20 protein-coding genes are annotated in these 21,511 nt (G+C 71.7%); 16 read left to right on the top strand and 4 right to left on the bottom strand.

What is annotated here, in order from left to right:
• Nucleotides 1–27 precede the first annotated feature (27 nt).
• Both gndA and OG352_RS04005 read right to left on the bottom strand, forming a co-directional pair.
• Nucleotides 28–1,485: an NADP-dependent phosphogluconate dehydrogenase gene (gene gndA / locus OG352_RS04000; protein ID WP_329214379.1), complete on the bottom strand. Its 1,458-nt coding sequence runs from the start codon at nt 1,483–1,485 to the stop codon at nt 28–30.
• A gap of 79 nt (nt 1,486–1,564) precedes the next feature.
• Nucleotides 1,565–2,047, bottom strand: a complete 483-nt coding sequence (locus OG352_RS04005) for a zinc-binding dehydrogenase (protein WP_329223703.1) — start codon at nt 2,045–2,047, stop codon at nt 1,565–1,567.
• A gap of 185 nt (nt 2,048–2,232) precedes the next feature.
• Between OG352_RS04005 and OG352_RS04010 the strand changes: the two genes are divergently transcribed.
• From OG352_RS04010 to OG352_RS04020, 3 genes are all read left to right on the top strand, one after another.
• Entirely contained in the window at nt 2,233–2,559 is a 327-nt protein-coding gene (locus OG352_RS04010; protein ID WP_329214381.1) for a carboxymuconolactone decarboxylase family protein, read from the top strand.
• A 125-nt stretch (nt 2,560–2,684) separates the two neighbouring features.
• Entirely contained in the window at nt 2,685–4,121 is a 1,437-nt protein-coding gene (locus tag OG352_RS04015; protein WP_329214383.1) for a DUF2252 domain-containing protein, read from the top strand.
• A 92-nt stretch (nt 4,122–4,213) separates the two neighbouring features.
• Complete coding sequence (locus tag OG352_RS04020; protein WP_329214385.1) at nt 4,214–5,845, top strand: MFS transporter; 1,632 nt, start codon at nt 4,214–4,216, stop codon at nt 5,843–5,845.
• Between the two features lie 35 nt (nt 5,846–5,880).
• Here the strand turns inward: OG352_RS04020 and OG352_RS04025 are convergent, their stop codons facing one another.
• Together OG352_RS04025 and OG352_RS04030 are read right to left on the bottom strand one after the other, a co-directional pair.
• Entirely contained in the window at nt 5,881–6,135 is a 255-nt protein-coding gene (locus OG352_RS04025) for a leucine-rich repeat domain-containing protein (protein WP_329223704.1), read from the bottom strand.
• A gap of 33 nt (nt 6,136–6,168) precedes the next feature.
• Nucleotides 6,169–6,951 carry an AfsR/SARP family transcriptional regulator gene (locus tag OG352_RS04030; RefSeq protein ID WP_329214387.1) on the bottom strand — a complete coding sequence of 261 codons (783 nt, stop codon included), beginning with the start codon at nt 6,949–6,951 and terminating at the stop codon, nt 6,169–6,171.
• A gap of 251 nt (nt 6,952–7,202) precedes the next feature.
• On the opposite strand from OG352_RS04030, the gene OG352_RS04035 reads away from it, so the two are divergent.
• The 13 genes from OG352_RS04035 to OG352_RS04095 all read left to right on the top strand — a co-directional run bounded on the left by OG352_RS04035 (nt 7,203) and on the right by OG352_RS04095 (nt 21,509).
• Nucleotides 7,203–8,753 carry an alpha/beta fold hydrolase gene (locus tag OG352_RS04035; RefSeq protein WP_329214389.1) on the top strand — a complete coding sequence of 517 codons (1,551 nt, stop codon included), beginning with the start codon at nt 7,203–7,205 and terminating at the stop codon, nt 8,751–8,753.
• 143 nt (nt 8,754–8,896) lie between these two features.
• Nucleotides 8,897–10,963 carry a SpoIIE family protein phosphatase gene (locus OG352_RS04040; protein WP_329214391.1) on the top strand — a complete coding sequence of 689 codons (2,067 nt, stop codon included), beginning with the start codon at nt 8,897–8,899 and terminating at the stop codon, nt 10,961–10,963.
• 6 nt (nt 10,964–10,969) lie between these two features.
• Nucleotides 10,970–11,254: a hypothetical protein gene (locus OG352_RS04045; protein ID WP_329224181.1), complete on the top strand. Its 285-nt coding sequence runs from the start codon at nt 10,970–10,972 to the stop codon at nt 11,252–11,254.
• Between the two features lie 200 nt (nt 11,255–11,454).
• Nucleotides 11,455–13,326, top strand: a complete 1,872-nt coding sequence (locus tag OG352_RS04050) for a phage tail sheath family protein (RefSeq protein WP_329214393.1) — start codon at nt 11,455–11,457, stop codon at nt 13,324–13,326.
• Between the two features lie 14 nt (nt 13,327–13,340).
• Nucleotides 13,341–13,862: a phage tail protein gene (locus OG352_RS04055; RefSeq protein ID WP_329214396.1), complete on the top strand. Its 522-nt coding sequence runs from the start codon at nt 13,341–13,343 to the stop codon at nt 13,860–13,862.
• A 4-nt stretch (nt 13,863–13,866) separates the two neighbouring features.
• Nucleotides 13,867–14,631 carry a hypothetical protein gene (locus OG352_RS04060; protein WP_329214398.1) on the top strand — a complete coding sequence of 255 codons (765 nt, stop codon included), beginning with the start codon at nt 13,867–13,869 and terminating at the stop codon, nt 14,629–14,631.
• Between the two features lie 2,236 nt (nt 14,632–16,867).
• Complete coding sequence (locus OG352_RS04065) at nt 16,868–18,118, top strand: DUF4255 domain-containing protein (protein WP_329214400.1); 1,251 nt, start codon at nt 16,868–16,870, stop codon at nt 18,116–18,118.
• Nucleotides 18,115–18,393, top strand: a complete 279-nt coding sequence (locus OG352_RS04070; RefSeq protein WP_329214402.1) for a hypothetical protein — start codon at nt 18,115–18,117, stop codon at nt 18,391–18,393. Before OG352_RS04065 ends, OG352_RS04070 begins: the two co-directional genes overlap by 4 nt.
• Nucleotides 18,390–19,031, top strand: a complete 642-nt coding sequence (locus tag OG352_RS04075; protein ID WP_329214403.1) for a hypothetical protein — start codon at nt 18,390–18,392, stop codon at nt 19,029–19,031. Before OG352_RS04070 ends, OG352_RS04075 begins: the two co-directional genes overlap by 4 nt.
• Before the next feature lie 64 nt (nt 19,032–19,095).
• Nucleotides 19,096–19,422 (top strand): LysM peptidoglycan-binding domain-containing protein, encoded by a 327-nt coding sequence (locus OG352_RS04080; protein WP_329214405.1) that lies wholly within the window; start codon nt 19,096–19,098, stop codon nt 19,420–19,422.
• Nucleotides 19,423–19,433: 11 nt separating this feature from the next.
• Complete coding sequence (locus OG352_RS04085) at nt 19,434–20,552, top strand: hypothetical protein (RefSeq protein ID WP_329214407.1); 1,119 nt, start codon at nt 19,434–19,436, stop codon at nt 20,550–20,552.
• Between the two features lie 47 nt (nt 20,553–20,599).
• Nucleotides 20,600–21,151, top strand: a complete 552-nt coding sequence (locus OG352_RS04090; RefSeq protein WP_329214409.1) for a phage baseplate assembly protein V — start codon at nt 20,600–20,602, stop codon at nt 21,149–21,151.
• A gap of 7 nt (nt 21,152–21,158) precedes the next feature.
• Nucleotides 21,159–21,509, top strand: a complete 351-nt coding sequence (locus OG352_RS04095) for a hypothetical protein (protein WP_329214411.1) — start codon at nt 21,159–21,161, stop codon at nt 21,507–21,509.
• Nucleotides 21,510–21,511 lie beyond the last annotated feature (2 nt).

Raw genomic sequence — 21,511 nt, forward strand, 5'->3', positions numbered from 1 at the left:
CTTCAGTCAGTGGCCGTTTCTCTTCGGTCAGTGGCTGGAGCCCTCCGTCTCGGTCTCGGTGCGGTCGCCGGACCACAGGGTGTGGAACGTGCCCTCCTTGTCCGTGCGCCGGTAGGTGTGGGCGCCGAAGAAGTCGCGTTGCCCCTGGATGAGCGCGGCGGGGAGCCGCTCGGCGGCCAGCGAGTCGTAGTAGCTCAGTGCGGAGCTGAAGCCCGGGACCGGCACCCCGGAGAGTGCGGCGGTGGCGACGATGCGACGCCAGGCGGCCTCTCCCTCGGCGACGGCCTGCGCGAAGTACGGGGCTTCGAGCAGCGTCGCGATGTCCGGATTCTCGGTGTACGCCTCCGCGATGCGGTTGAGGAAGCGGGCGCGGATGATGCAGCCGCCGCGCCAGATCTTGGCGATGGCGTCCTTGTGGATGTCCCAGCCGTACTTCTCGGCGCCGGCGATGATGGCGTCGAAGCCCTGCGCGTAGGCGACGACCTTCGAGGCGTAGAGGGCCTTGGCGACGTCCTCCGCGAAGCCGGAGGCGGAGTCCACCTTCTGTACGTCCGGGCGGGACGTGACCAGCCGTCGCACCGCCGCCCGCTGCGCCGGCTTCGAGGAGACGGCGCGGGCGAACACCGCTTCGGCGATGCCGCCCACCGGGATGCCGAGGTCGAGGGCGTTCTGCACGGTCCACACGCCGGTGCCCTTGGAGCCGGCCTGGTCCAGGACGACGTCCACGAACGGCTGTCCGGTCGTGGCGTCGACCTGGCGCAGGATCTCCGCGGTGATCTCGATGAGGTAGGACTCGAGCGGGCCCTTGTTCCACTCGGCGAAGGTGTCGGCGATGGCCTGCGGCTGGAGCCCGCCCACCGTCCGCAGCAGGTCGTAGGCCTCGCCGATCAACTGCATGTCGGCGTACTCGATGCCGTTGTGGATCATCTTGACGAAGTGGCCGGCGCCGTCGGTGCCCACGTGCGTGACGCAGGGCTCGCCCTCGGCGACCGCGGCGATCGACGCGAGGATCGGCCCGAGGGTCTCGTAGGACTCGGCGGAGCCGCCCGGCATGATCGACGGGCCGTTGAGCGCTCCCTCCTCGCCGCCGGAGATGCCGACGCCGGCGAAGTGGATGCCGGTGGGGGCCATCCGCTGCTCACGGGCGATGGTGTCCTGGAAGTTCGCGTTGCCGCCGTCGACGATGATGTCGCCGGGCTCGAAGCGCTCGGCGAGCTGGTCGATGACCGCGTCCGTGCCCGCTCCCGCCTGCACCATGATGATCGCGGTACGCGGCCTGGCCAGTGACGCGACGAACTCGTCGATCGACGCGGCGGCGACGAAGCCCGCCTCGGGGTGCCCGTCGACGAGTTCTTCGGTACGGGCGTGGGTGCGGTTGTAGACGGCGACGGTGTTGCCCTCGCGGGAGGCGAGGTTGCGCGCCAGGTTCGACCCCATCACCGCCAGCCCGACGACGCCGATGTTCGCCACTGCGCTGGTGTTCATCCAGGGACCTCTTTCGATCAGTTCAGTCGGTCGGTCAGTCGCTCAGTCTGTATCAGTGACTTGTATCAGTGACTCTGTATCAGAACGTGAGGAGTACTTTGCCCGAGACCGAGGCGTCGGCGGCGACGGTGAAGGCCTTCAGTGCGTCGTCGAGTTCGAAGGTGTGGGTGACGACCGGGCCGACGGCCAGGGTTCCGTCGGCCATGGCCGCGATGACGTGGTCGATCTCGTCGTTGAACCGGAACGAGCCGACCAGGCGCAGTTCCCGGGTGATGGCGTGCGCGATCGGCACGGGCTGGTCGCCGCCCGGCAGCAGTCCGACCATGACCACGGTTGCGCCCCGGGTGGCGCCGGCGATGGCGGAGGCGAGACCGCGGTGGTTGCCGGAGGACTCGATCACCACGTCGGCGTCCACGGCGGCGATGCCTTCGGCGTCACCGGCGTGCAGCGTGCGCGTCGCGCCGACGGCGGTGGCGATCTCGAGCGGCTTCGCGTGCAGGTCGACGGCCACGATCTCGGCGGCGCCGGCGCGCGCGGCCACCGCGACGGCGAGCGCGCCGATGGGCCCGGGCGGGCAGTCCGGCCCGGCCGTACGGCGCTCCGCCGGAGGGCACGGGCCTCGTACCTCACCCCTCGGCCTTGCTCCCCGTACCTCGCGCCTCGGGCCTCCTCATGCGCGAGGTACGGATGCGTTCTAGGGTTGAGGGACATCCCCGGGCCCGGAAACTCCCAGGGAAGGCACGCATCATGTCCACCGCATCGGAAACCCCTGTCCTGGACACCCTCGCCGCCATGACGGTCGACTCCGTCGAGCGCTGCGGGCTGGCCCCGGATCTGCTCATCCTCACGCGTATCGCGGCGCTCGCCGCCTCGGACGCCCCGCCCGTCTCCTACCTGGCGCATATCGACCCCGCGCTCAGGAGCGGCCTGACCGCCGAGCAGTTGCAGGACGTCCTGGTCGCCGTAGCGCCGATCGTGGGCACCGCCCGCGTCATGACGGCGGCGGGCAACATCGCCACGGCACTGGGCATCGCCATCGCCGTCGCCGATGCCGAGGTCCAGGCTCAGGGCTGACGGCAGCCACCCACCCGCCACGGAGCCGCCCTTCTGTCCGAGGCGCCCTGTGCCGGGCGTCCCCACGGCCGCCGGACCAGGCCGACCAGGCCCTATGGCCGCCGGACCAGGCAGGAGGGTCTTCGATGTCCCAGTCCCAGAACGCGACCACGGCGCTGCGCGCCGCGCCCCACACCACGCCCGAGGAACGCACGGCTCTCGGCAAGGCGGCGCGGCGCGCATCGCCGCGCTCGGGCCACGCCGTGTACCGGCCGGCTGCCGACCGGCCGGACCCGCTGGGGATCCTCGAGGCGCAGTCGGCGGCGCGGGTGCCCGAGCTCGTGCCGATCCGCTACGGCCGGATGATGGAGTCCCCGTTCCGTTTCTACCGGGGCGCCGCCGCGATCATGGCGTCCGACCTGGCCGGCACCCCGCGCTCGGGACTCACGGCCCAACTGTGCGGGGACGCGCACCTGCTGAACTTCCGGCTGCTCGCCTCGCCGGAGCGGCAGTTGATGTTCGACATCAACGACTTCGACGAGACGCTGCCGGGCCCCTGGGAGTGGGACGTCAAGCGGCTGACGACGAGTCTCGTGATCGCGGGCCGGGCGAACGGCTTCGACGACGCCGAGCGCGCCCGCATCGTCAGCGGCACGGGCCGCGCCTACCGCGAGGCGATGATCCGCTTCGCGGGGATGCGCAGCCTCGACGTCTGGTACGCGAAGATCGACGCGGATCTCCTGCAGTCCCTGGCCGAGGGCCGGCTGCACCACCGCGGTCAGAAGAACCTGGCCCGCACCATGGCCAAGGCCCGCACCCGCGACAGTCTGCAGGCCTTCGACAAGCTCACCGAGACGGTCGACGGCCAGCCCAGGATCGCGGCGGACCCCCCGCTGCTCGTCCCGGCCGGCGACCTGCTGCCGGACCTCGAACGCAGCGCCCTGGAGCGCCAGTTCCGCGGTCTCGTCGACCGGTACCGCACCACGCTCACCTCCGACCGGCGCACCCTCCTGGAGGACTACCGCCTGGCGGACGTCGCCCGCAAGGTGGTCGGCGTCGGCAGCGTCGGCACCCGGTGCTGGATCTTCCTCCTGCTCGGCCGGGACGACCAGGACCCCCTGTTCCTCCAGGCCAAGGAGGCCGACACCTCCGTACTCGCCGCACACGTCGGCGCGAGCCGCTACCGCAACCAGGGCGAGCGGGTGGTGTCGGGCCAGCGGCTGATGCAGGCCACGAGCGACATCTTCCTCGGCTGGGAGCGGGTGGACGGCTTCGACGGCAAGCAACGCGACTTCTACGTCCGCCAGTTGCGCGACTGGAAGGGCATCGCCGAGCCGGAGAACATGCGGCCTGTGGGCATGCGGGCCTTCGGTGAACTGTGCGGGGTCACGCTGGCCCGTGCGCACGCGCGGTCCGGCGACCGCATCGCGATCGCCTCGTACCTGGGCCGGGGCGACTCGTTCGACCGGGCGCTGGCCACCTTCGCCGAGGCGTACGCCGACCAGAACGAGCGTGACCACCAGGCCCTGGTCGACGCCGTACGCGCGGGCCGCCTGCCCGCGGAGGAACTGCCGGCGGACTGACCCGGAAACCTACGGCCTCGGTCCACCAACCGGTCGACCTCCGTGGCGGGTCGCGGATCGTACCGTCCCGGGCGGCTGGGACGATTCGCCGCATGACACCCAAAGCAGGCACCGGCGAGAGTTCGGCGACGACGCGCGTCGTGCTGCTGGCACTCGCGGCCGGTCAGTTCCTGATGGCGCTCGACAGCTCGGTCATGAACGTCTCGATCGCGACGGTGGCCGAGGACGTGGGCACGACCGTCACGGGCATCCAGGGCGCCATCACGGCCTACACCCTGGTGATGGCCATGTTCATGATCCCCGGCGGCAAGGTCGGGGCGCTGATCGGCCGCAGACGCGCGTTCATGATCGGCTGCGTCATCTACGGCTGCGGCTCCCTCACCACGGCGCTCGCGCCGAACCTCCCCGTGCTGCTGCTCGGCTGGGCGTTCCTCGAGGGCATCGGGGCGGCCCTCATCCTGCCCGCGATCGTGGCGCTCGTGGCGAGCAACTTCGCCACTGAACGCCGTCCCGCCGCCTACGGCCTCGTCGCGGCCGCGGGGGCCGTGGCGATCGCCGTCGGGCCGCTCATCGGGGGTGTCGCGACGACGTACTTCTCCTGGCGGTGGGTGTTCGCCGGTGAGGTCGTGATGGTGGCCGGCATCCTGGTGCTCGCCGGCCGCATCGCCGACGCGCCGATCGGGGCCCGCCCGCGCATCGATCTCGTCGGCGCCGCGCTGTCCGCGCTGGGGCTCGGGATCTTCGTCTACGGAGTGCTCCGCTCGGACGAATGGGGCTGGTTCAAGCCGAAGCCCGACGCGCCCTCGTGGCTCGGGATCTCGCTGGTCGTATGGCTGATGCTGGCCGGTCTGCTACTGGTCTGGCTCTTCCTGCGCTGGGAGGCCCGCATGGTGAAGCGGCGCGCGGAGCCGCTCGTCGACCCGGCCATGCTGCACAACAAGCAGCTCACCGGCGGACTGACGATGTTCTTCTTCCAGTACCTCGTCCAGATGGGCGTGTTCTTCGTCGTGCCGCTCTATCTGTCGGTGGCCCTGGGCCTGTCCGCGCTCAAGACGGGTGCCCGCATCCTGCCGCTCTCCGTGACGCTGCTGGCGGCCGCCGTCCTGATCCCCCGCTTCTTCCCGGACGTCTCGCCGCGGCGGGTGGTGCGGCTCGGTGTCCTCGCGCTGCTCGCGGGCGCGGTGGTCCTGATGGCCGCGCTCGACGCGGACGCCGGCGCGGAGATCGTCACGATCCCGCTCCTGCTGATCGGGCTCGGCATGGGCGCGCTGGCGTCCCAGCTCGGGTCGGTCACCGTGTCCGCGGTGCCGGAAGCACAGAGCGCGGAGGTCGGCGGCGTCCAGAACGCCGTGACCAACCTCGGGGCCTCGATCGGTACGGCACTCGCCGGGTCGATCATGATCGCCGCGCTGACGACGTCCTTCCTCACCGGCGTGGACCAGAACCCGGCGATCCCGGCCGAGGTCAAGAGCCGGGCGAGCGTCGAACTCCAAAGCGGCGTGCCGTTCTTGTCGGACGCCCAGCTCAAGTCCGCCCTCGCCGAAGCGGGCACGAGCGACGAGGTGACCGAGGCGGCGCTCGACGCGAACGCCGACGCCAGGATCGACGGTCTGCGCGCCGCACTCGCCATCCTCGCCTTCGCCGCCCTCCTCGCACTGTTCTTCACGAACCGGATCCCGAAGACCCAGCCCCGTTCGACAGAGCCGTATTCGACAGAGCCGTAGCCGCGTTGCACGTCTCAGGAAGGGTCGCGCAGATTCTACTCGCCCGGTTGCAGGTTCGACAGATCCAGTTCGCGCAGGGTGCTCAGCCGGGCGACGGCGTCGGGGAGGGCGCAGGACAGTCCGGCCGCGCGGAGGGTCTCCAGGCGGGGCAGGTCGCCGAGTTGCTCGGGCAGCGCCGTGAACTCGTTGCCGGAGATGTTCAGCACGCGCAGCTCGCGCAGCCGTCCGATGGCCTCCGGCAGGCCGGTCAGCCCCGTCCCGGAGAGGTCGAACTCTTCCAGGGCGGTCAGTTCGTCTCGGCGCGGATGGCGTGCCGGGGAGCGTCACCCCGGCCAGGCCCGGAGGTCGTCCCGGCCCGTGCCCCAGCCCGGTGGCGTCGTCCTTGCCGGTAGCCGCTCGGGGAGCATGCGGGCGAACCGGGGTGAGGGCTCGACGCCCAGTTCCTCGTTCAGCAACCGGCGGAACGCGTCGTAGTGGCGCACCGCTTCGCTGACGTTGCCCTCGGCGAGATGCGCCGCCACGACGGCCCGGTGCGCGCTCTCCCGCAGGGGCTCGGCGCGTACGCCCGCCCACGCCGCCTCCATCGCGAGAGCCGGTCGCCCCTGCCGGACCAGGGCCTCGGCCAGTGCGTCGAGCGCGTGCAGCCGCAGTTGCCGCAGGCGTTCACGCTCCATCAGGATCCAGTCCTCGTCCCAGCCCGGCAGCAGGTCCTCGCCGACCAGAAGTCCCAGCGGCGGCCTGGCGTGGAGCGGCGGGCCGCAGCCCTGGACTACGCCGAGCGCCGTCCGTGTGAGGGTGTGGACGTCCACCCGCAGGGCCGGAGCGACCAGCAGTGAGTCTCCGCAGGCCCCGATCAACGGCGTATCCCCGCGCGGCAGTTTCCACAGGGTGGTGCGCAGGCTGCCCCTGGCGTGCTCCTCGGTGACCTCGGGCCACAGCGTGCCGGCGAGGACCGTTCGGCACACCCGGCCGCGCAGTCCCAGGAACGCCAGGAGCCGCTGGCCGTTGCGGCACAGTTCGACGGTCTCGGTACCGATCTCCAGCCGGAACTGGCCGAGCAACCGCAACCGGGGAGGAGAGGACACCAACGCGATCGCCTCGCTCACAGTGTGGTGCTACGCCGGGGCGTGCCGTCCGTCGAGGAGGCCTCCCTCTTCCCTCAGTTTCGGCCCCCTGCGCACGCCCTGCAACTCCGTCGGCCCGGGGCCGGTGACGACGCGATGACGACGGAATGACGCCGCGCTGACGGCGGTTGCGTACCTTGGGCCGCGGCGACCACGACACCACGACTCCATCCCGTTCACCCCGTTCGCCTGGCTTCCGGACGTCGGTGAATGCTGACCCGGGCGGGACCCCCATGGCCAATTCCCCGAAACTCCCCATCATTTACGTCCGAGGATTCGCCGGTGGCCAGTCGGCCGTCAACAACGCCGTGTCGGATCCGTTCTACGGATTCAACGAGGGCTCCACGCACATCCGTGTCGGACCGGACGACGAACCGGACTTCTACCAGTTCGAAAGCCCGCTGCTGCGCCTGCACATGGACGAGGAATACCAGATCCTCGTCGAGGGCAGCCAGGAAGTCTACTTGGACACCCAGTCCAATATTCCGGCGAACACCATCTGGATACACCGTTTCTACGATCCGTCGGCGAGTACCTGGGGAGGAAATCCCAAGGAATTCCGTATGGAGGACGCCGCGGCCGACCTGCTCACGCTCATCGAAAAGGTCACGAAGAAGTCGGGGGCCGATCGCGTCTATCTGGTCGCTCATTCCATGGGTGGCCTGATCTGCCGTTGTCTGCTCCAGAAAATCCTTCCGGAGGCCGGGCGCAAGCCCACCGACGTCGTCGCCAAGCTCTTCACCTACGGCACCCCGCACGGGGGCATCACGTTCGACTTCGGCTTCGGCATGCTGGAGAGGCTGCGGGACGCGATCGGCATCAACGGCGCCGAGATCTTCGGCCAGGAGCGGATGTTCCAGTACCTGACGCCGGGCGCGACCGCCAAGCAGAAGCCGAAGAAGGACTGGGATCCACGCTCGATGACCTCCGGCGACCCGTCGTCCGCCTTCCCCCTCGACCAGGTGTTCTGCCTGGTCGGCACGGATCCGGCCGACTACGACGTGGCGTTCGGGCTCTCGTCCGCCGTGGTCGGGCCGCGCAGTGACGGCCTGGTGCAGATCGACAACGCGTACGTCCCCGGCGCCCATCGGGCCTATGTGCACCGCAGCCACAGCGGACGCTACGGGCTCGTCAACTCCGAGGAGGGCTACCAGAATCTGCGGCGCTTCCTGTTCGGCGACCTCGAGGTGGTGGCCGACCTCGTCGACCACCAGATTCCGCTGCGCAAGGACACGGCCTGGCAGGCGGAGGTCGGACTGTCGGTGCGCGGTCTGCAGATCGTGATGCATGAGCGCAAGAGCGCCCAGTGGTGTCCGATCCAACTGCAGAACGGGACCGAGCGCGTTCCCACGGAGAGCGTTTCCGGGGAGGACGGCGCGGACTCCGACGGGGCGGTCCCGCTGGCGCACACGTTCCTGTGCGAGAAACTGGCCAGTGCCAACGGCTCCGGCTCCATGCGGTACGCGCTTCATCTGCGGATCCTGTCCCTGCACAAACAGGACAACGGTTTCCTGGATTTCCACGACCACATCGAGCAGACGGCGGACTTCGACGACATTCTCGTCGTCGACGTCGGCAACGAGAACGGATCTCCCGCCCTCCGGGCCACCTGGAACTCCGCCATCAAGGGCCCCATCAGCGATTACGTGCAGACCGGCTCGGTCCTCGCCGACGAGGACCCCGAGGCCGGCACATGGGTCGCCGGCATCAGGCTGCCCGCCACCACCAAGAAGATCCTCGGTGACGACGCGCGGATCCGGCTCACCGTGACCGACTGGAACTGACGGGCGCGACCGAGCCCGTCGAGCGAGGCCGCTCCGGAGTCGGGGTCGAGCGCGGCCACCCGCAGCCACGGCCACCACGGCCTGCTCCGCTTCCGTGTGCGCCTGGGGGGAGGGAGCATGGAAGGGCAGGAGGAGGATCCGCGATGACAGCCGAACCCGTCCGGTCCGCCGGTGACGCGTACCAGCCCGAGGCGTCCGCACCCACCGGTCTGCTGGACGTGCTGAGCGTGTCCGCGATGGTCCTGGACGCCGACGGGCGCATCGTGTTCTGGACCCCGCAGGCGGAGGATCTGTTCGGGTACACCGCCGACGAGGCGCTCGGCAAGTACGCGGCGCGGCTCCTCATCCACTCCGAACACCTGAAAGCCGTGGTGCGGCTGTTCACCGAGGTGCTGGAGACGGGCCGGAGCTGGGCGGGCACCTTCCCCATCCGGCACCGGGACGGCAGCAGCCGGCTGATGGAGTTCCGCAACATGCGGCTCCAGGACGATCACGGGGACGTGTACGCGCTGGGCATCGCCGCCGACCACACCCTCCTCCAGCGCGTCGAGACCGATCTCGCCCTGTGCGAGCGGCTGATCACCCAGTCCCCGATCGGGCTCGCCCTCCTCGACCCCGACCTGCGCTACCTCCTGGTCAACCCGGCGCTGGAGCGCATCGACGGCATCCCCGCCGAGGACCATGTGGGCCGGCGGCTGCGGGAGACCCTGCCGCTGCCCGACGTCGACACCATCGAGTCCGCGCTGCGTCAGGTGCTCACCACCGGCACCCCGCTGCTCGACCAGTACCACGTGGGCAGGCCGCCCACCGACCCCGACCACGAGCACGCCTGGTCCCTCTCCTTCTACCGGCTGGAGGACCCCGGCGGGCGGGTCCTGGGCGCGGCCATCTCGGTCGTCGACGTCACCGAACGGCACCGCGCGGCCGCGGAGGCCGACCGGGCCCGGCGCCGCCTCGCCCTCATCGCCGAGGCCTCCACCCACGTCGGCACCACGCTGGAGGTGGACCAGACCGCCCGTGAGCTGGCCGAGATCGCCGTCCCGCAGCTCGCCGACGTGGTCGCCGTCGACGTCCTCGACTCCGCCCTGGCCTGCCGCCGCTCGCGCAGACCGGACGACGGCCCGGAGCTGTTCCGCGCCCTCGCGCTCAAGGCGGCCCACCCCACGGTGGCGCTGCGCGCCGCCGACCCGCCCGGCGACCTCGCGGCCTACGACGGCGACCGGCTGGTCACCCTGTGCGTGCACACCGGCCGGCCGGTGCTGGTGCGGCACGTCGGCGACGACGACCTGCCCCGCATCGCCCGGGACGCGGAGGGCGGTTCGCTGCTGGCCCGCGCCGGGGTCCACTCGTATCTCGCCGTGCCGCTGATCGCCCACGGCGAGGTGCTCGGCGCGCTCGACCTCAAGCGGACCCGCAACCCGCTGCCGTTCGACGAGGACGACGTCGTCCTCGCCGGCGAGCTGGCCGGCCGGGCGGCCGTGGCCATCGACAACGCCCGCTGGTTCCAGAGCGTGCGCAACACCGCCCTCACCCTCCAGCGGAGTCTGCTGCCCGACCACGCGCCGCATCAGACCGGCCTCGACCTCGCCTCCCGCTACCAGCCCGCGCAGGCCACCAGCGAGGTCGGCGGCGACTGGTACGACGTCATCCCGCTGACCGACGACAAGACCGCGCTGGTCGTCGGGGACGTCATGGGCAACGGCATCGACGCCGCCGCCACCATGGGCCGGCTGCGCACCGCCACCTGCGCCTACGCGGACCTGGACCTCGATCCCGGCGCCGTGCTCCAGCACCTGGACAAGATCACCTGCGATCTGGAGCACTACATCGTCACGTGCCTGTACGCCGTGTACGACCCCCGTACCCGGCGGTGCCGCATGGCCAACGCGGGGCACATGCCGCCCGCGCTGGCCGGCCCCGGCCACCCGCCCAGGCTGCTCGACCTGCCCTCGGGCGCCCCGCTCGGCGTCGGCGGCGTCCCCTTCGAGACCACCACCACCGACCTCGCCCCCGGCGACCTGCTGGTCCTCTACACGGACGGCCTCGTCGAGACCCGGCACCACTCCATCGACGACCGCCTGGACGTCCTCCTCAACTTCCTGGACGAACCCGAACGGCCCCTGGAGGAGATCTGCGACCTCCTGCTCTACGGGCTGCGCCACCCCGACGACCACGACGACGTCGCCCTGCTCGTAGCCCGCGCCCTGTAACCCCTCATGACCCTCGTCGTCAGCACCCCGTCCGACCTGAACGCCTTCTTCAAGGCGCTGGCGACGGGGAGGCTGCTGCCGGCCCAGCAGTGGCGGCAGATGCGCGAGACCGTCCCGTACGACGACCGGGCAATGCGGCGACTCACCCGCTGCCAGAAGCAGGGCCAGCGGGTCGAGGTGCCGCCGTACGTCAACGACTGGTGGGCCTACCTGCCGCTGTACGGCGGCTACATCACCAACATCTACGTCCGGTCGCCCGACAAACAACTGCCGGGCGTGCCTCTCTGCTGACAGGACAGGCAGAAGGTCGTCTCATCACCTGGTCGATGCAGCCCGTGCCCGCTCGGAGCGCCGTGTCACGACATGTGTGTATACGGTGATCGAGGATCACGACCAGCGTCCTCCCAGGTCGGCGCCCGCGGCCCCGGTCCGCCCGCACATTGCCCGGCCCGGCCGGGACAGGCGCGTCCAGGATGGAGAAAGGGGCCGGCATGCCGGTGAACGCCACCTACCCGGGCGTGTACATCGACGAGGTCAAGAGTTCCGTCAGGACGATCACGGGGGTGGCGACCTCGGTCGCCGCCTTCGTCGGCTACGCGCCGCGCGGCCCGGCCGACCGGCCCGTGCACATCACCGGCTGGGCCGACTACGAGGCCGTCTTCGGCGGGCTGCAGTCGAACTGCCCGATGAGCTACGCGGTCTACCAGTTCTATCTGAACGGTGGCAGCGAGGCGGAGATCGTCAGGGTGGTGAAGGACGCGGACGATCTGGTCCGCCTGCCACTCGGGACGAGTCCGTCCTCGAAGGAGCCCACCGCCCGACCGTCGCCTCCGACCGCTCCGGCGGCCGGCAGCGAGGGAGGCGAAGCCTCCGAGGGATCGGGGGAGGGCGCCGCCTCCGCCTCCGCCTCCGCCTCCGCCTCCGACGACAAGAAGAAGGCGTCACGGAGCGGACCCGAAGCGAGCGGCGGCGGCAAGGCGACTGCGGCCTCCACACCTTCGGGCGGGGCTGCCACCACCAGCGTCCCCAGCCTCGTCGCCGCATACCCGGGACGGTGGGGGCGGAACCTCCGTGCCCGGGTCGACTACGACACGCAGCCCATTCCGAAGGGTGAGGACCGCAAGCTGTTCAACCTGACGGTCCGTGACATGGAGACCGGCGCCGAGGAGAGATACCTCAACGTCAGCGTCGAGCACGAGAGCCCGCGCAGCCTGCAGCACGTCCTGGAGTCCTCGCGGCTCGTGCGTGTCGGCCCTGACTCGCCCATCACGGCGGTGCCGCCGACAAGCCTGACGCCGAAGGAGGAGGGTGCCGATCCGTTCACGGCCAAGTCGGAGGACGGGCAACCGTGCTGCTACGCCCCGGCCGAGGGCGGCAACCCTGGAACCGCTCAGGACGAACGTCCCACGGATCCGAACGCCTACCTGGGAGACCCGGCGGCCAAGACGGGCCTGCAGCAGTTGTTGAAGACGGACATCTTCAACATCCTGTGCCTGCCCGATACCCATTGGCTCGACGAGCAGTTGCAGGCCAAGGGCGGCAGCACGAAGCTGCTACGGGACGCGGCACTCAAACTGTGCGTCGAACGGCGGGCCATCCTCCTGGTCGACCCGCCCCCGACGTGGACCGGCCAGCAGCCGAACGGTGGCTCCAATGCCAACGCCGTCGGCACCGTTCTGGACCATCTGACGGACATCGACACAGGCGACTCCGGCAAGAACGCCGCCGTCTACTACCCCCGCGTCCTCTCGCCCGACCCCCTGCGCGAAGGCGCCGTCCGTGCCTTCCCCCCGTGCGGTGTCATGGCCGGTGTGCTGGCGCGGACCGACGTCCAGCGGGGGGTCTGGAAGGCGCCGGCCGGTACGGACGCCTCGTTGAGCGGGGTCAGTGATCTCGAAGTGCCGCTGACCGACCTGGAGATCGGACGGCTGAACCCGGTCGGGGTGAACTGCCTGCGGCGTCTGCCGGCCGCCGGACCGGTCGCCTGGGGAGCCCGCACCCTGCGCGGCTCCGACCGGCTCGCGGACGAGTGGAAGTACCTCCCGGTGCGCCGGCTGGCCCTCTTCATCGAGGAGAGCCTGTTCCGGGGCACGCAGTGGGTGGTGTTCGAGCCGAACGACGAACCGCTGTGGGCGTCGGTCCGGCTGAACGTCGGTGCCTTCATGAACTCGCTGTTTCGCGCGGGAGCGTTCCAGGGCCGGACTCCCCAGGAGGCCTACCTGGTCAAGTGCGACAAGGACACCAACCCGCAGAACGACATCGACCGCGGCATCGTGAACATCCACGTGGGCTTCGCCCCGCTGAAACCCGCGGAGTTCGTGATCGTGCACATCCAGCAACTCGCCGGACAGATCCAGGTCTAGGAGGAGGACGACCGATGCCGGAAGTCACGCGCCGGGACCCCTTCAAGAACTTCCGCTTCCGGGTGAAGTTCAGCGGGGAGACCGCCTATATCGCCGGAATCAGCAAGGTCAGCGGCCTCAAACGCACCACCGAGGTCATCCGGCACCGCGACGGCGGCGACCCGGGCACCAGCCGCAAGCTCCCCGGCCGCACCGAGTACGAGGCCATCACCCTGGAGCGCGGCTGCACCATCGACACCGCCTTCGAGGAGTGGGCCAACCGGGTCTGGAGCCTGAAGAACTCGGCGGGCGGCCTGGAGACCTCCCTGAAGGACTTCAGACGGGACCTCGTCATCGACGTCTTCGACGAGGGCGGCCAGCAGGTGCTGTCCTACTCCGTCCACGAGGCCTGGGTCTCCGAGTACCAGGGGCTTCCCGAACTCGACGCCGGGTCCAACGCCGTCGCCTTCGAGCACATCAAGGTGGAGCACCACGGCTGGGTGCGGGAGCACACCAACGCGCCGCAGGACTCGCAGTTCAGCGACACCGCCGGGTGACCGCGTGCCGCATCGACTGACGGAGGCGAACGTCCTCGAGGTGTGGGAGGGCGGGCTCGGCGGTACACCGGCGGCCCGCTCCCTCCTGCTCGCCTCGGTGGCGGCGCCGACCGGTCAGGACGTCGCGGACCTGCCGTTGAGCGCCGTCAACGCCCTTCTGCTGGAGCTGCGTTGCGGCGCGTTCGGCGACGCGCTGCCCTGCGCTGCGGACTGCCCGCAGTGCGGTGACAGTCTCGATGTCACCGTCGCCGCCGGGGAGTTGCGGCCCTGCGCGGTGAGCTCGGACGCCGATGCGGGTCCAAGTGCGGGTCCAAGTGCGGGTGCGGGCGGTCGCGTTCCCGCTACGGCGACGCTGACGACGGACGGCATGACGGTCACGTTCCGTGCCCTCACCGGCCGCGACGTGCGGGCCGTCGACGCCACCGCGCCCCGGGCGCGCCGCAGCCTGCTGCGCCGGTGCGTCGTGCACGTCAGTCCGCCGCCTGTCGACGACCTGCCCGACGAGGTTCTCGAGCAGGTGGCCCGGCTGCTCCCGGAACTCGACCCGGGGGCCGACACGGTCCTGGTCCTGAACTGCCCGCAGTGCGAGCACCGTTGGGAGGCCGCGCTCGACATCGGAGACCACCTGTGGACCGAAGTCTCCGGCTACGCACGCAAGTTGCTGCACGAGGTGCACTCCCTGGCGCGGGCCTACGGCTGGTCGGAGGCAGACGTCCTGTCGATCAGTCCGGCGCGGCGGCAGTTCTATCTGGAGGCGAGCGCCGGATGAACGACTTCGTGGACCGGGTACTGGGGGCACCGGGCCCCCGGCTCAGACCGCTCACCCCGAACATCTTCGACCCGGGCGCGCCACGCCTGCCGAACGGTGACGTGCTGATGGGGGAAGCGGGTACGGGTGGGGCGGGCGCGGGTGGGGCGGGCACGGGTGAGGTGAGCGCGGGCGGGTCGGACACCGGTGCGGCGGTGAGTATCGGCGGGGCGGGCATCGGTGCGGCCGGCATCAGTGCGGCGGGCATCAGTGCGGTTCAAGAGGTCGGTGTGGCCGGTGAGTTGGCTGCGCGGGCAGGCGGACCGTCCGCCGTGTCCTCGTCCGTGCACTCTTCCTCGCCGCTCCTTCCGGAACACCGGCCCCGGGCCGTCGACGGCGACACGGCATCGCCGCCTGGACCGCCTCCCGAACGGAAGCCTCGGACGCGGTCAGGTGCGGGCACGCCCCCGGCCTGTGCCCGTCCCGTTCCCACGGCCGACGAGAGCCCCACGCCCCGTCCGGACCCCCCGGGGCACACACCCCAGAGCGCAGAACGGACGCGGCCGACTCCCAGCGAAGCGGACACTCCCCGCGCCACCCCGGTGACACCGCACCGCGCGCCGGGCCGACGCGACGAGGCGATCCCCGAGAACTCCGCCGTCTCGCCACAGACACCGAGCCGGAGCCGGCACCCGAAGGCCAAGAGCACGCACCCACACGGCGCTCCGACGACGCCGTCCAAGACCGAGGCCCCCTCACCGCACGCCCCGGCCGAGTCCCCGTCCCCGTCCCAGCACGCCTCTCCCCGAGCCTCAGCGGCGTCCACCGGACCCCGGAACGCGTCAGCGCACAGCCCGGCCACGCCTCCGTCGGCCGAGGGCAGCACACCGCTCCCACCGCACGGCACGGCTCCGTCCCCCCAGCCCAAGGGCACCTCGCCGTCCGGCCCCACCGCGTCTCCCAAGGCCCTGCACACCTCACCGGGCGACCCGGCCACGCCTCGCACCACCGAGGCCACCGCACGCCGCAAGCCGAGCCCCTCCCCCCACGCCAAGGACGCCTCACCGCGTGACCCAGCCGCGTCCACCGGGCACCCGGCCACACCAGAGGCACCAGGCTCACCCCGCAAGGGCCGGAGCGCACCACCGCACGTCACAGTCGCAGCCTCGCCGCCCCACACCCCGGACGCGCCACCACTCAGCCCGAGCACCCGGCCCAAGCCCCCGGGCATGGCACCGCCCCACAGCCCGACAACCGGCGACAAACGCGTCGCAGGATTCGCCGAGCACCCCGTCCAGCCCAGCCCCGTGACGATCGCCGAGCGGGCACACGACAAGATGCCCTCGGTCGAGGCCGCCACGAGGCCGACGGCACCCGACTCGACGCCCGTCACCTCCGACCCACCACCGCCCAGGACCACCGCATCCCCGGCCCTCGCCGCACCGTCCCTGTCCGAGGCCACCTCATGTCCGCCCGCCTCCCAACCCATCCCGCCCGGGACCACCACACCCCCACCCCTCTCCGAACCGTCCCCGTCCCGGACCACCTCACCTCCAGCCCCCTCCCGACCGTCCCAGCCCGACGCCACCACGCCCCCGCACCTCCTCGAGCCATCCCGGTCGCAGGCCCCTTCACCTGTGGCCCCCTCCGGACAACCTCCGTCCCGGGCCCCTTCACCTGTGGCCCTCTCCGAACCACCCCCGCCCGAGGCCACCTCACCCCTGCACCTCTCCCCACCGTCCCCGTCCAGGACCACCACACCCCCGTCCGCCTCCCAACCATCCAGGTCCCACGCGGCTTCACCAATGCCCCGCTCCGCGCCACTCCCGTCCCTGACCGCCCCACCCCCGCACCTCCCCGAACCGTCCCCGTTCCCGCCCCGCGCCTCGTCCCCATCCGCGTCCGCCTCTCAAGCTGCCCCCGCCCCCATCCCGCTCACCCCCTCGGTCGAGGCCCCGTCGAGCCCCCCGCCGCACGCCCCGCACCCTCACCTCACCGTCCGCGCCACAAGGCCCACCTCCCCCACGCCACCAGAACACCCCACCCGCCCCACACCGCCCCGAACACCCCCCACCCCCAAAGCAGCACCCCCCGCAGCACCCCCCAGAGAACCCAGAGAACCCAGAGAAACCGTCCTGCACATCACCATCGATCGCCTCGTCGTCCACACTTCCCGGCGGTCTCAGCCGGTCGTCGACGCCCCGGCTCCCCCACGCCGGTCGCGGATGTCGCTCGAGGAGTATCTCGGGAGGCGGTCGTGAGTGACGCGCTGGCTGTTGCCGCGGTGACGGAGACTTTGCGGGCCGTGTTGCAGGAGGCTGTGCATCGCACGGTGCCCGACGCGAGGGTGACGGTGCGTCATCCCGGCCGTATGGACGACGACGTCGCCGACGAGGGCGACGGCGACGGACGGGCGCCGACGCTCAACCTCTTCCTCTACCGCACCGCCATCGACGCGGCCTGGCGCAACACCGACCCCCTGGGCACACACCCCGGTGAGACCCACCACCCCGCGCTGCCCCTCGTCCTGCACTACCTGTTCACCGGGTACGCGCCCCGGGACCAGGACTCCACCCTCCCCGAACGGCTGCTCGGCGCGGCGATGTCGGCGTTGCACGACCGGCCCGAGCTGCCCGCCGCAGCACTCAAGGCCGCTGCGGACTTCAGTGATCTGCATCTGCAGCCCGAGCCGGTGAAGGTCACCCCGGCGGTGCTGCCGGCCGACGAGATGTGGCGGCTGTGGGCGGCGCTCGGCCACGGCTACCGGCTGTCCGTGCCGTACGAGGCCCGGGTCGTGCTCATCGACAGTTCCGTGCCGGGCCGTACGCCTCTGCCGGTCCTGCGGCGCGGGGCCGCCGGGTCCGGTCCGGAGGCCGCGCCGACGGCGGCCGAACCGTGGCCGGTGCTGCACGCCGTACTGCCCGCGATCGCGCCGCCGGGCGCCGACGTCGTACTCAGCGGCAGCGGGTTCGGGGCGGGGGTGGGAGCGGGCGTGGGAGCGGCCAGCGTCCGCCTCACGCATCCGTTGCTCGGCGGCCCCGTCGTGCTGCCGGCCCGGTCCGACGGGGCCGCCGCCGTGCGGGTCACCCTGGACGAGGAACTCGGCGCGGGCCACTGGTCGGTGGTCGTCGTCCTCACCGCTCCCGACGGCAGCGAACGGACGACCGCGCCCCGCACCCTCCAGGTCGCGCCGCGCATCACCAGCGCCCTGCCGCTGACCGTCACGCGCACCGCGAAGGCCGCGAAGGACGCGAAGGGGGCGGTGGTGCTGTCCTTGGAGTGTGCTCCCGCCGTGCACCCCGGGCAGCGGGCCGAGCTGCTCGTGGCGGACTTGCCCGTGCTCGCCGAGCCCTTCGCGCGGGCCACGCGCAAGCTGCGGTTCCGGCTGGCCGCGGGCGGGCTGCCGGGGCGGTATCCGTTGCGGCTGCGCGTCGACGGCGTGGACAGCCCGCTGGCCGCCCCGGACGCGGGACGCTTCGACGCCGACACGGCGGTGGTGATCACATGACCGAGACCACGACCACGACCCGGGTCGAACTGCGCATCCGCCGGCTGGTGCTGGACTCGGCGGTCGGCGGCGTGTCACGAGCGGAGCTCTGCGCGGCCGTCGAGACGGAACTCGCCGTACTCCTCGGCCTCACCCCCGCCGCCGTGTCCGCCGTATCCGCCGTACCCGCACGCGTACCCGTGGATTCCGACGTAGCCGTCCTCGGCCGGCACATCGCCCGTGCCGTCCACCGGGCGATGGCCGCCGAAGAGCCGGAAGGTGAGGGAGCGTCATGACCGGAGCTGTGCCGCGGCGGGGCGGTTTCGTCTTCCTCGATCCCGAGCAGGGGCGGGTGCTGCGGGTCGTGCCCTTCCAGTACAACCCCGACAGCATCACCCGTACGCTCCAGCCGCGCGGCATCGGCGCCGACGCCGGTGACCGGCTGGAGGCGCTGCGGTTGCAGGGGCCGCCCCGGGAGACGTTCCGGATCGACGCGGAGTTCGACGCGACGGACCAGGTGGCCCCGGCGGGCGGTCCGGCGCCGCCCGCCGGGTCCGGGCTGTTCGGGATGCTGTCCGCGCTGGAGACGGCGGTCGCGCCCACGGCCGCGCAGTTGACCCGGCAGAACGACCTGGCCTCCCAGGGAATCCTGGAGATCGCCCCCGTCCAGGCCCCGCTGCCCGTGCTGGTGCTCGGGGCGCACCGGGTGCTGCCCGTGCGGATGCTGGACCTCGACGTGACGGAGGAGGCGTACGACGGGGAGCTGAGTCCGATCAGGGCGCGGGTGACGCTCACCGTGCGTGTCCTCACCGTCGACGACGTGGGCTTCGACCACAAGGCCGGCGGGCTGTACCTCCAGTACCAGCAGGGCAGGGAACGCTTCGCCGCACTCGTGGGCTACGGCCCGGGAACGGTCGGCTATACGAGCGGATGAGGGCGATGAGAGCGGATGAGCAGCGAAAAGAAGACTGACGCGTGCCGATGAGAGGAGAGCAGCCGTGTTCGAGCCCAGCAGCAGGTATCACGCGGTCCCCACGACGACCCGCACCCTCGCGGACGGCAGGACCGTCACCCATCTGCGACGCCGGTTCCTGCCGCAGCCGGAGGAACTGACGGGCGTCGGCGAACACGTCGTCGCGGCCGGTGACCGCCTCGACCGGATCGCGGCCCGGCGCTACGGCGATCCCGAGCAGTCGTGGCGGATCGCCGACGCCAACCGGGCGATGCGGCCTGACGAGTTGACGGCCGTGGCCGGCCGCCGGCTGCGGATCACCCTGCCGGCCGAGGCGTCGGCAGCGGCCGGCGGCGGCGCACCGGCCGCGTGATGACACACCGGATGACACACCACCTGCACCTCATGCTGCTCGTCGGGGACACCGTGCCCGCGCCGGCCCCGGCGGCGCTGGTCGACGCCCTGCACGGGGTGCGGATCACCTCGGCCAGCGGCCGGACCAACGGCTTCCAGCTCACGTTCGCCGTCAGCGCCCGCTCACCGCTGGCCGGGGCAGCCGGGCCGGGCGGGGCCCTCTACGCCAAGAAGCGGGTCGTGGTCGCCGTCGTTCTGGCGGGCCGGTGTCATGTGCTGATGGACGGCGTGGTGACCCATCAGGAGCTGCACGCGGGGCGGGCGCCGGGCGCGTCGTTCCTCGTCGTCACCGGCGAGGACCTGACCGTGCTGATGGACCTGCGGCACGTCCGGCGGGCGTACCCGGGGCTGCCGCCGCAGCTTCGGGCGACGGCCGTGTGCGCCGGGTACGCGCAGTACGGCATCACACCGCGGGCCGTGGCGCCGGTCCTCACCGACCAGCCGAACCCGGTGATCGACATTCCCGTGCAGTCGGCGACCGATCTGGCGTATCTGCGGGCGATGGCCGCGGACGTCGGGCACGTCTTCCATCTCGAACCGGGGCCCGCGCCGGGCGTCAGCACCGCCTACTGGGGGCCGCAGAACCGCGACGGAGCCCTCCAGCCGGCCCTCACCACGGGCTGCGGGGCGGCCGACAACGTCGAGGAACTCACCTTCTCCTTCGACGCGCTGGCCCCCTCCGGCTATGCCGTCGACCGGCTGGAGCCGCCGTCGACGACCGCCTCCGAGGTCACCGCGCCCGAGCCGGGCGTGCTGCGCAAGAGCCTGGCGGCGAGTCCGGCCGAGGTACTGCGCACGGGGGCGCTGACCGGGCAGACCGGCCGCTCCCTGACCCGGACCCTGCTGGCGGGGCTCGGCCGCGAGGTCGCCGCCGACGCCGTCACGGGCCGCGGCACCGTCGACGTCCTGCGCTACGGCCATGTCCTCGGCGCCCACGGTCTGGTGGGCGTGCGAGGGGCGGGACGGGCGTACGACGGGCGGTACTTCGTGGCCGCCGTGACCCACGACCTCACCCGGGACACGTACAGGCAGCACTTCACGCTGGTCCGCGACGGGCTCGGCGCCGACACCCAGGCGGTGACCGCATGACGACATCTCACCCGGCAACACACCCGACGGCACAGCCGGGAGCACACGTGACGGCACAAGCTGCTGCACACGCGACAGCACAGGTGAACCAGTGGCACGGGTTGTACGAGGGGGTCGTGGTGTCCGCCGTCGATCCGACCGGCGTCGGCAGGTTCCTGGTCCGGGTCCCCGAGGTGCTGGGCGACGACGCCCCGGTGTGGGCCGTGCCGCTCACCCCGCTGGCCGGCTCGGACTGCGGGATGTACGTGGTGCCGCCGCCGGACTCCGGGGTGTGGGTGCGGTTCCTGGACGGGGATCCCGAGCGGGCGGTGTGGGTCGGGTTCCGGCGGGGCGGTTCGGGGGACGTGCCGTCGGCCGCCAGGTCCGCCCCGCCGGGCGTCCCGCAGATCGTGCTGGCCACGCCGACCGGGAACGGCCTCGTCATCAGCGACGTGCCGGGGCCGACGGGCGGGATCAAGCTGCAACTCCACGGCGAGAACGGGCCGTTCATCAAGATCAACGAGGCGTCGATCGAGATCTCCTGCGGACCGGGACTCGCCACCATCCAACTCGTCGGACCCCAGGTCACCGTCAACAACGGCGCGCTGACGGTGTTGTGAGGAGACCATGCCCGGACTGCTGCTCCACTACGGCGCGATGATGATGTGCGCGCACCCGCCCGGCCTCGTGACCGTCCCCGCGCCGGTCCAGCAGCGTGTCCTGGTGGGAGCCCAGCCGGTCCTGACCGGCGCCGACATGTTCCTCGTGGCCGGCTGCAGTTTCCCCGCCGCCAGCATGGGGGCGCCGCCGTGCACGAGTGTCACCTGGCTGCAGACGTCCACCAGGGTGCTGGTGAACGGCCTGCCCGTGCTGTTGCAGCCGACGCCGGCCGGCGTCGCCCCGGCGATCGGCGTGGGCACCCCGCCGCCGAACCCTCCGATGGTGCTGGCCATGCAGTTCCGGGTCCAGGGGATGTGAGC

Source organism: Streptomyces sp. NBC_01485, from assembly GCF_036227125.1.
Taxonomy (GTDB): Bacteria; Actinomycetota; Actinomycetes; order Streptomycetales; family Streptomycetaceae; genus Streptomyces.

Bases quoted from the DNA above. Each gene is read 5' to 3' on its own strand.
- gndA (WP_329214379.1), bottom strand. From the start codon at position 1,485: ATGAACACCAGCGCAGTGGCGAACATCGGCGTCGTCGGGCTGGCGGTG.
- OG352_RS04010 (WP_329214381.1), top strand. From the start codon at position 2,233: ATGTCCACCGCATCGGAAACCCCTGTCCTGGACACCCTCGCCGCCATG.
- OG352_RS04015 (WP_329214383.1), top strand. From the start codon at position 2,685: ATGTCCCAGTCCCAGAACGCGACCACGGCGCTGCGCGCCGCGCCCCAC.
- OG352_RS04020 (WP_329214385.1), top strand. From the start codon at position 4,214: ATGACACCCAAAGCAGGCACCGGCGAGAGTTCGGCGACGACGCGCGTC.
- OG352_RS04035 (WP_329214389.1), top strand. From the start codon at position 7,203: ATGGCCAATTCCCCGAAACTCCCCATCATTTACGTCCGAGGATTCGCC.
- OG352_RS04040 (WP_329214391.1), top strand. From the start codon at position 8,897: ATGACAGCCGAACCCGTCCGGTCCGCCGGTGACGCGTACCAGCCCGAG.
- OG352_RS04045 (WP_329224181.1), top strand. From the start codon at position 10,970: ATGACCCTCGTCGTCAGCACCCCGTCCGACCTGAACGCCTTCTTCAAG.
- OG352_RS04050 (WP_329214393.1), top strand. From the start codon at position 11,455: ATGCCGGTGAACGCCACCTACCCGGGCGTGTACATCGACGAGGTCAAG.
- OG352_RS04055 (WP_329214396.1), top strand. From the start codon at position 13,341: ATGCCGGAAGTCACGCGCCGGGACCCCTTCAAGAACTTCCGCTTCCGG.
- OG352_RS04070 (WP_329214402.1), top strand. From the start codon at position 18,115: ATGACCGAGACCACGACCACGACCCGGGTCGAACTGCGCATCCGCCGG.
- OG352_RS04075 (WP_329214403.1), top strand. From the start codon at position 18,390: ATGACCGGAGCTGTGCCGCGGCGGGGCGGTTTCGTCTTCCTCGATCCC.
- OG352_RS04085 (WP_329214407.1), top strand. From the start codon at position 19,434: ATGACACACCACCTGCACCTCATGCTGCTCGTCGGGGACACCGTGCCC.
- OG352_RS04095 (WP_329214411.1), top strand. From the start codon at position 21,159: ATGCCCGGACTGCTGCTCCACTACGGCGCGATGATGATGTGCGCGCAC.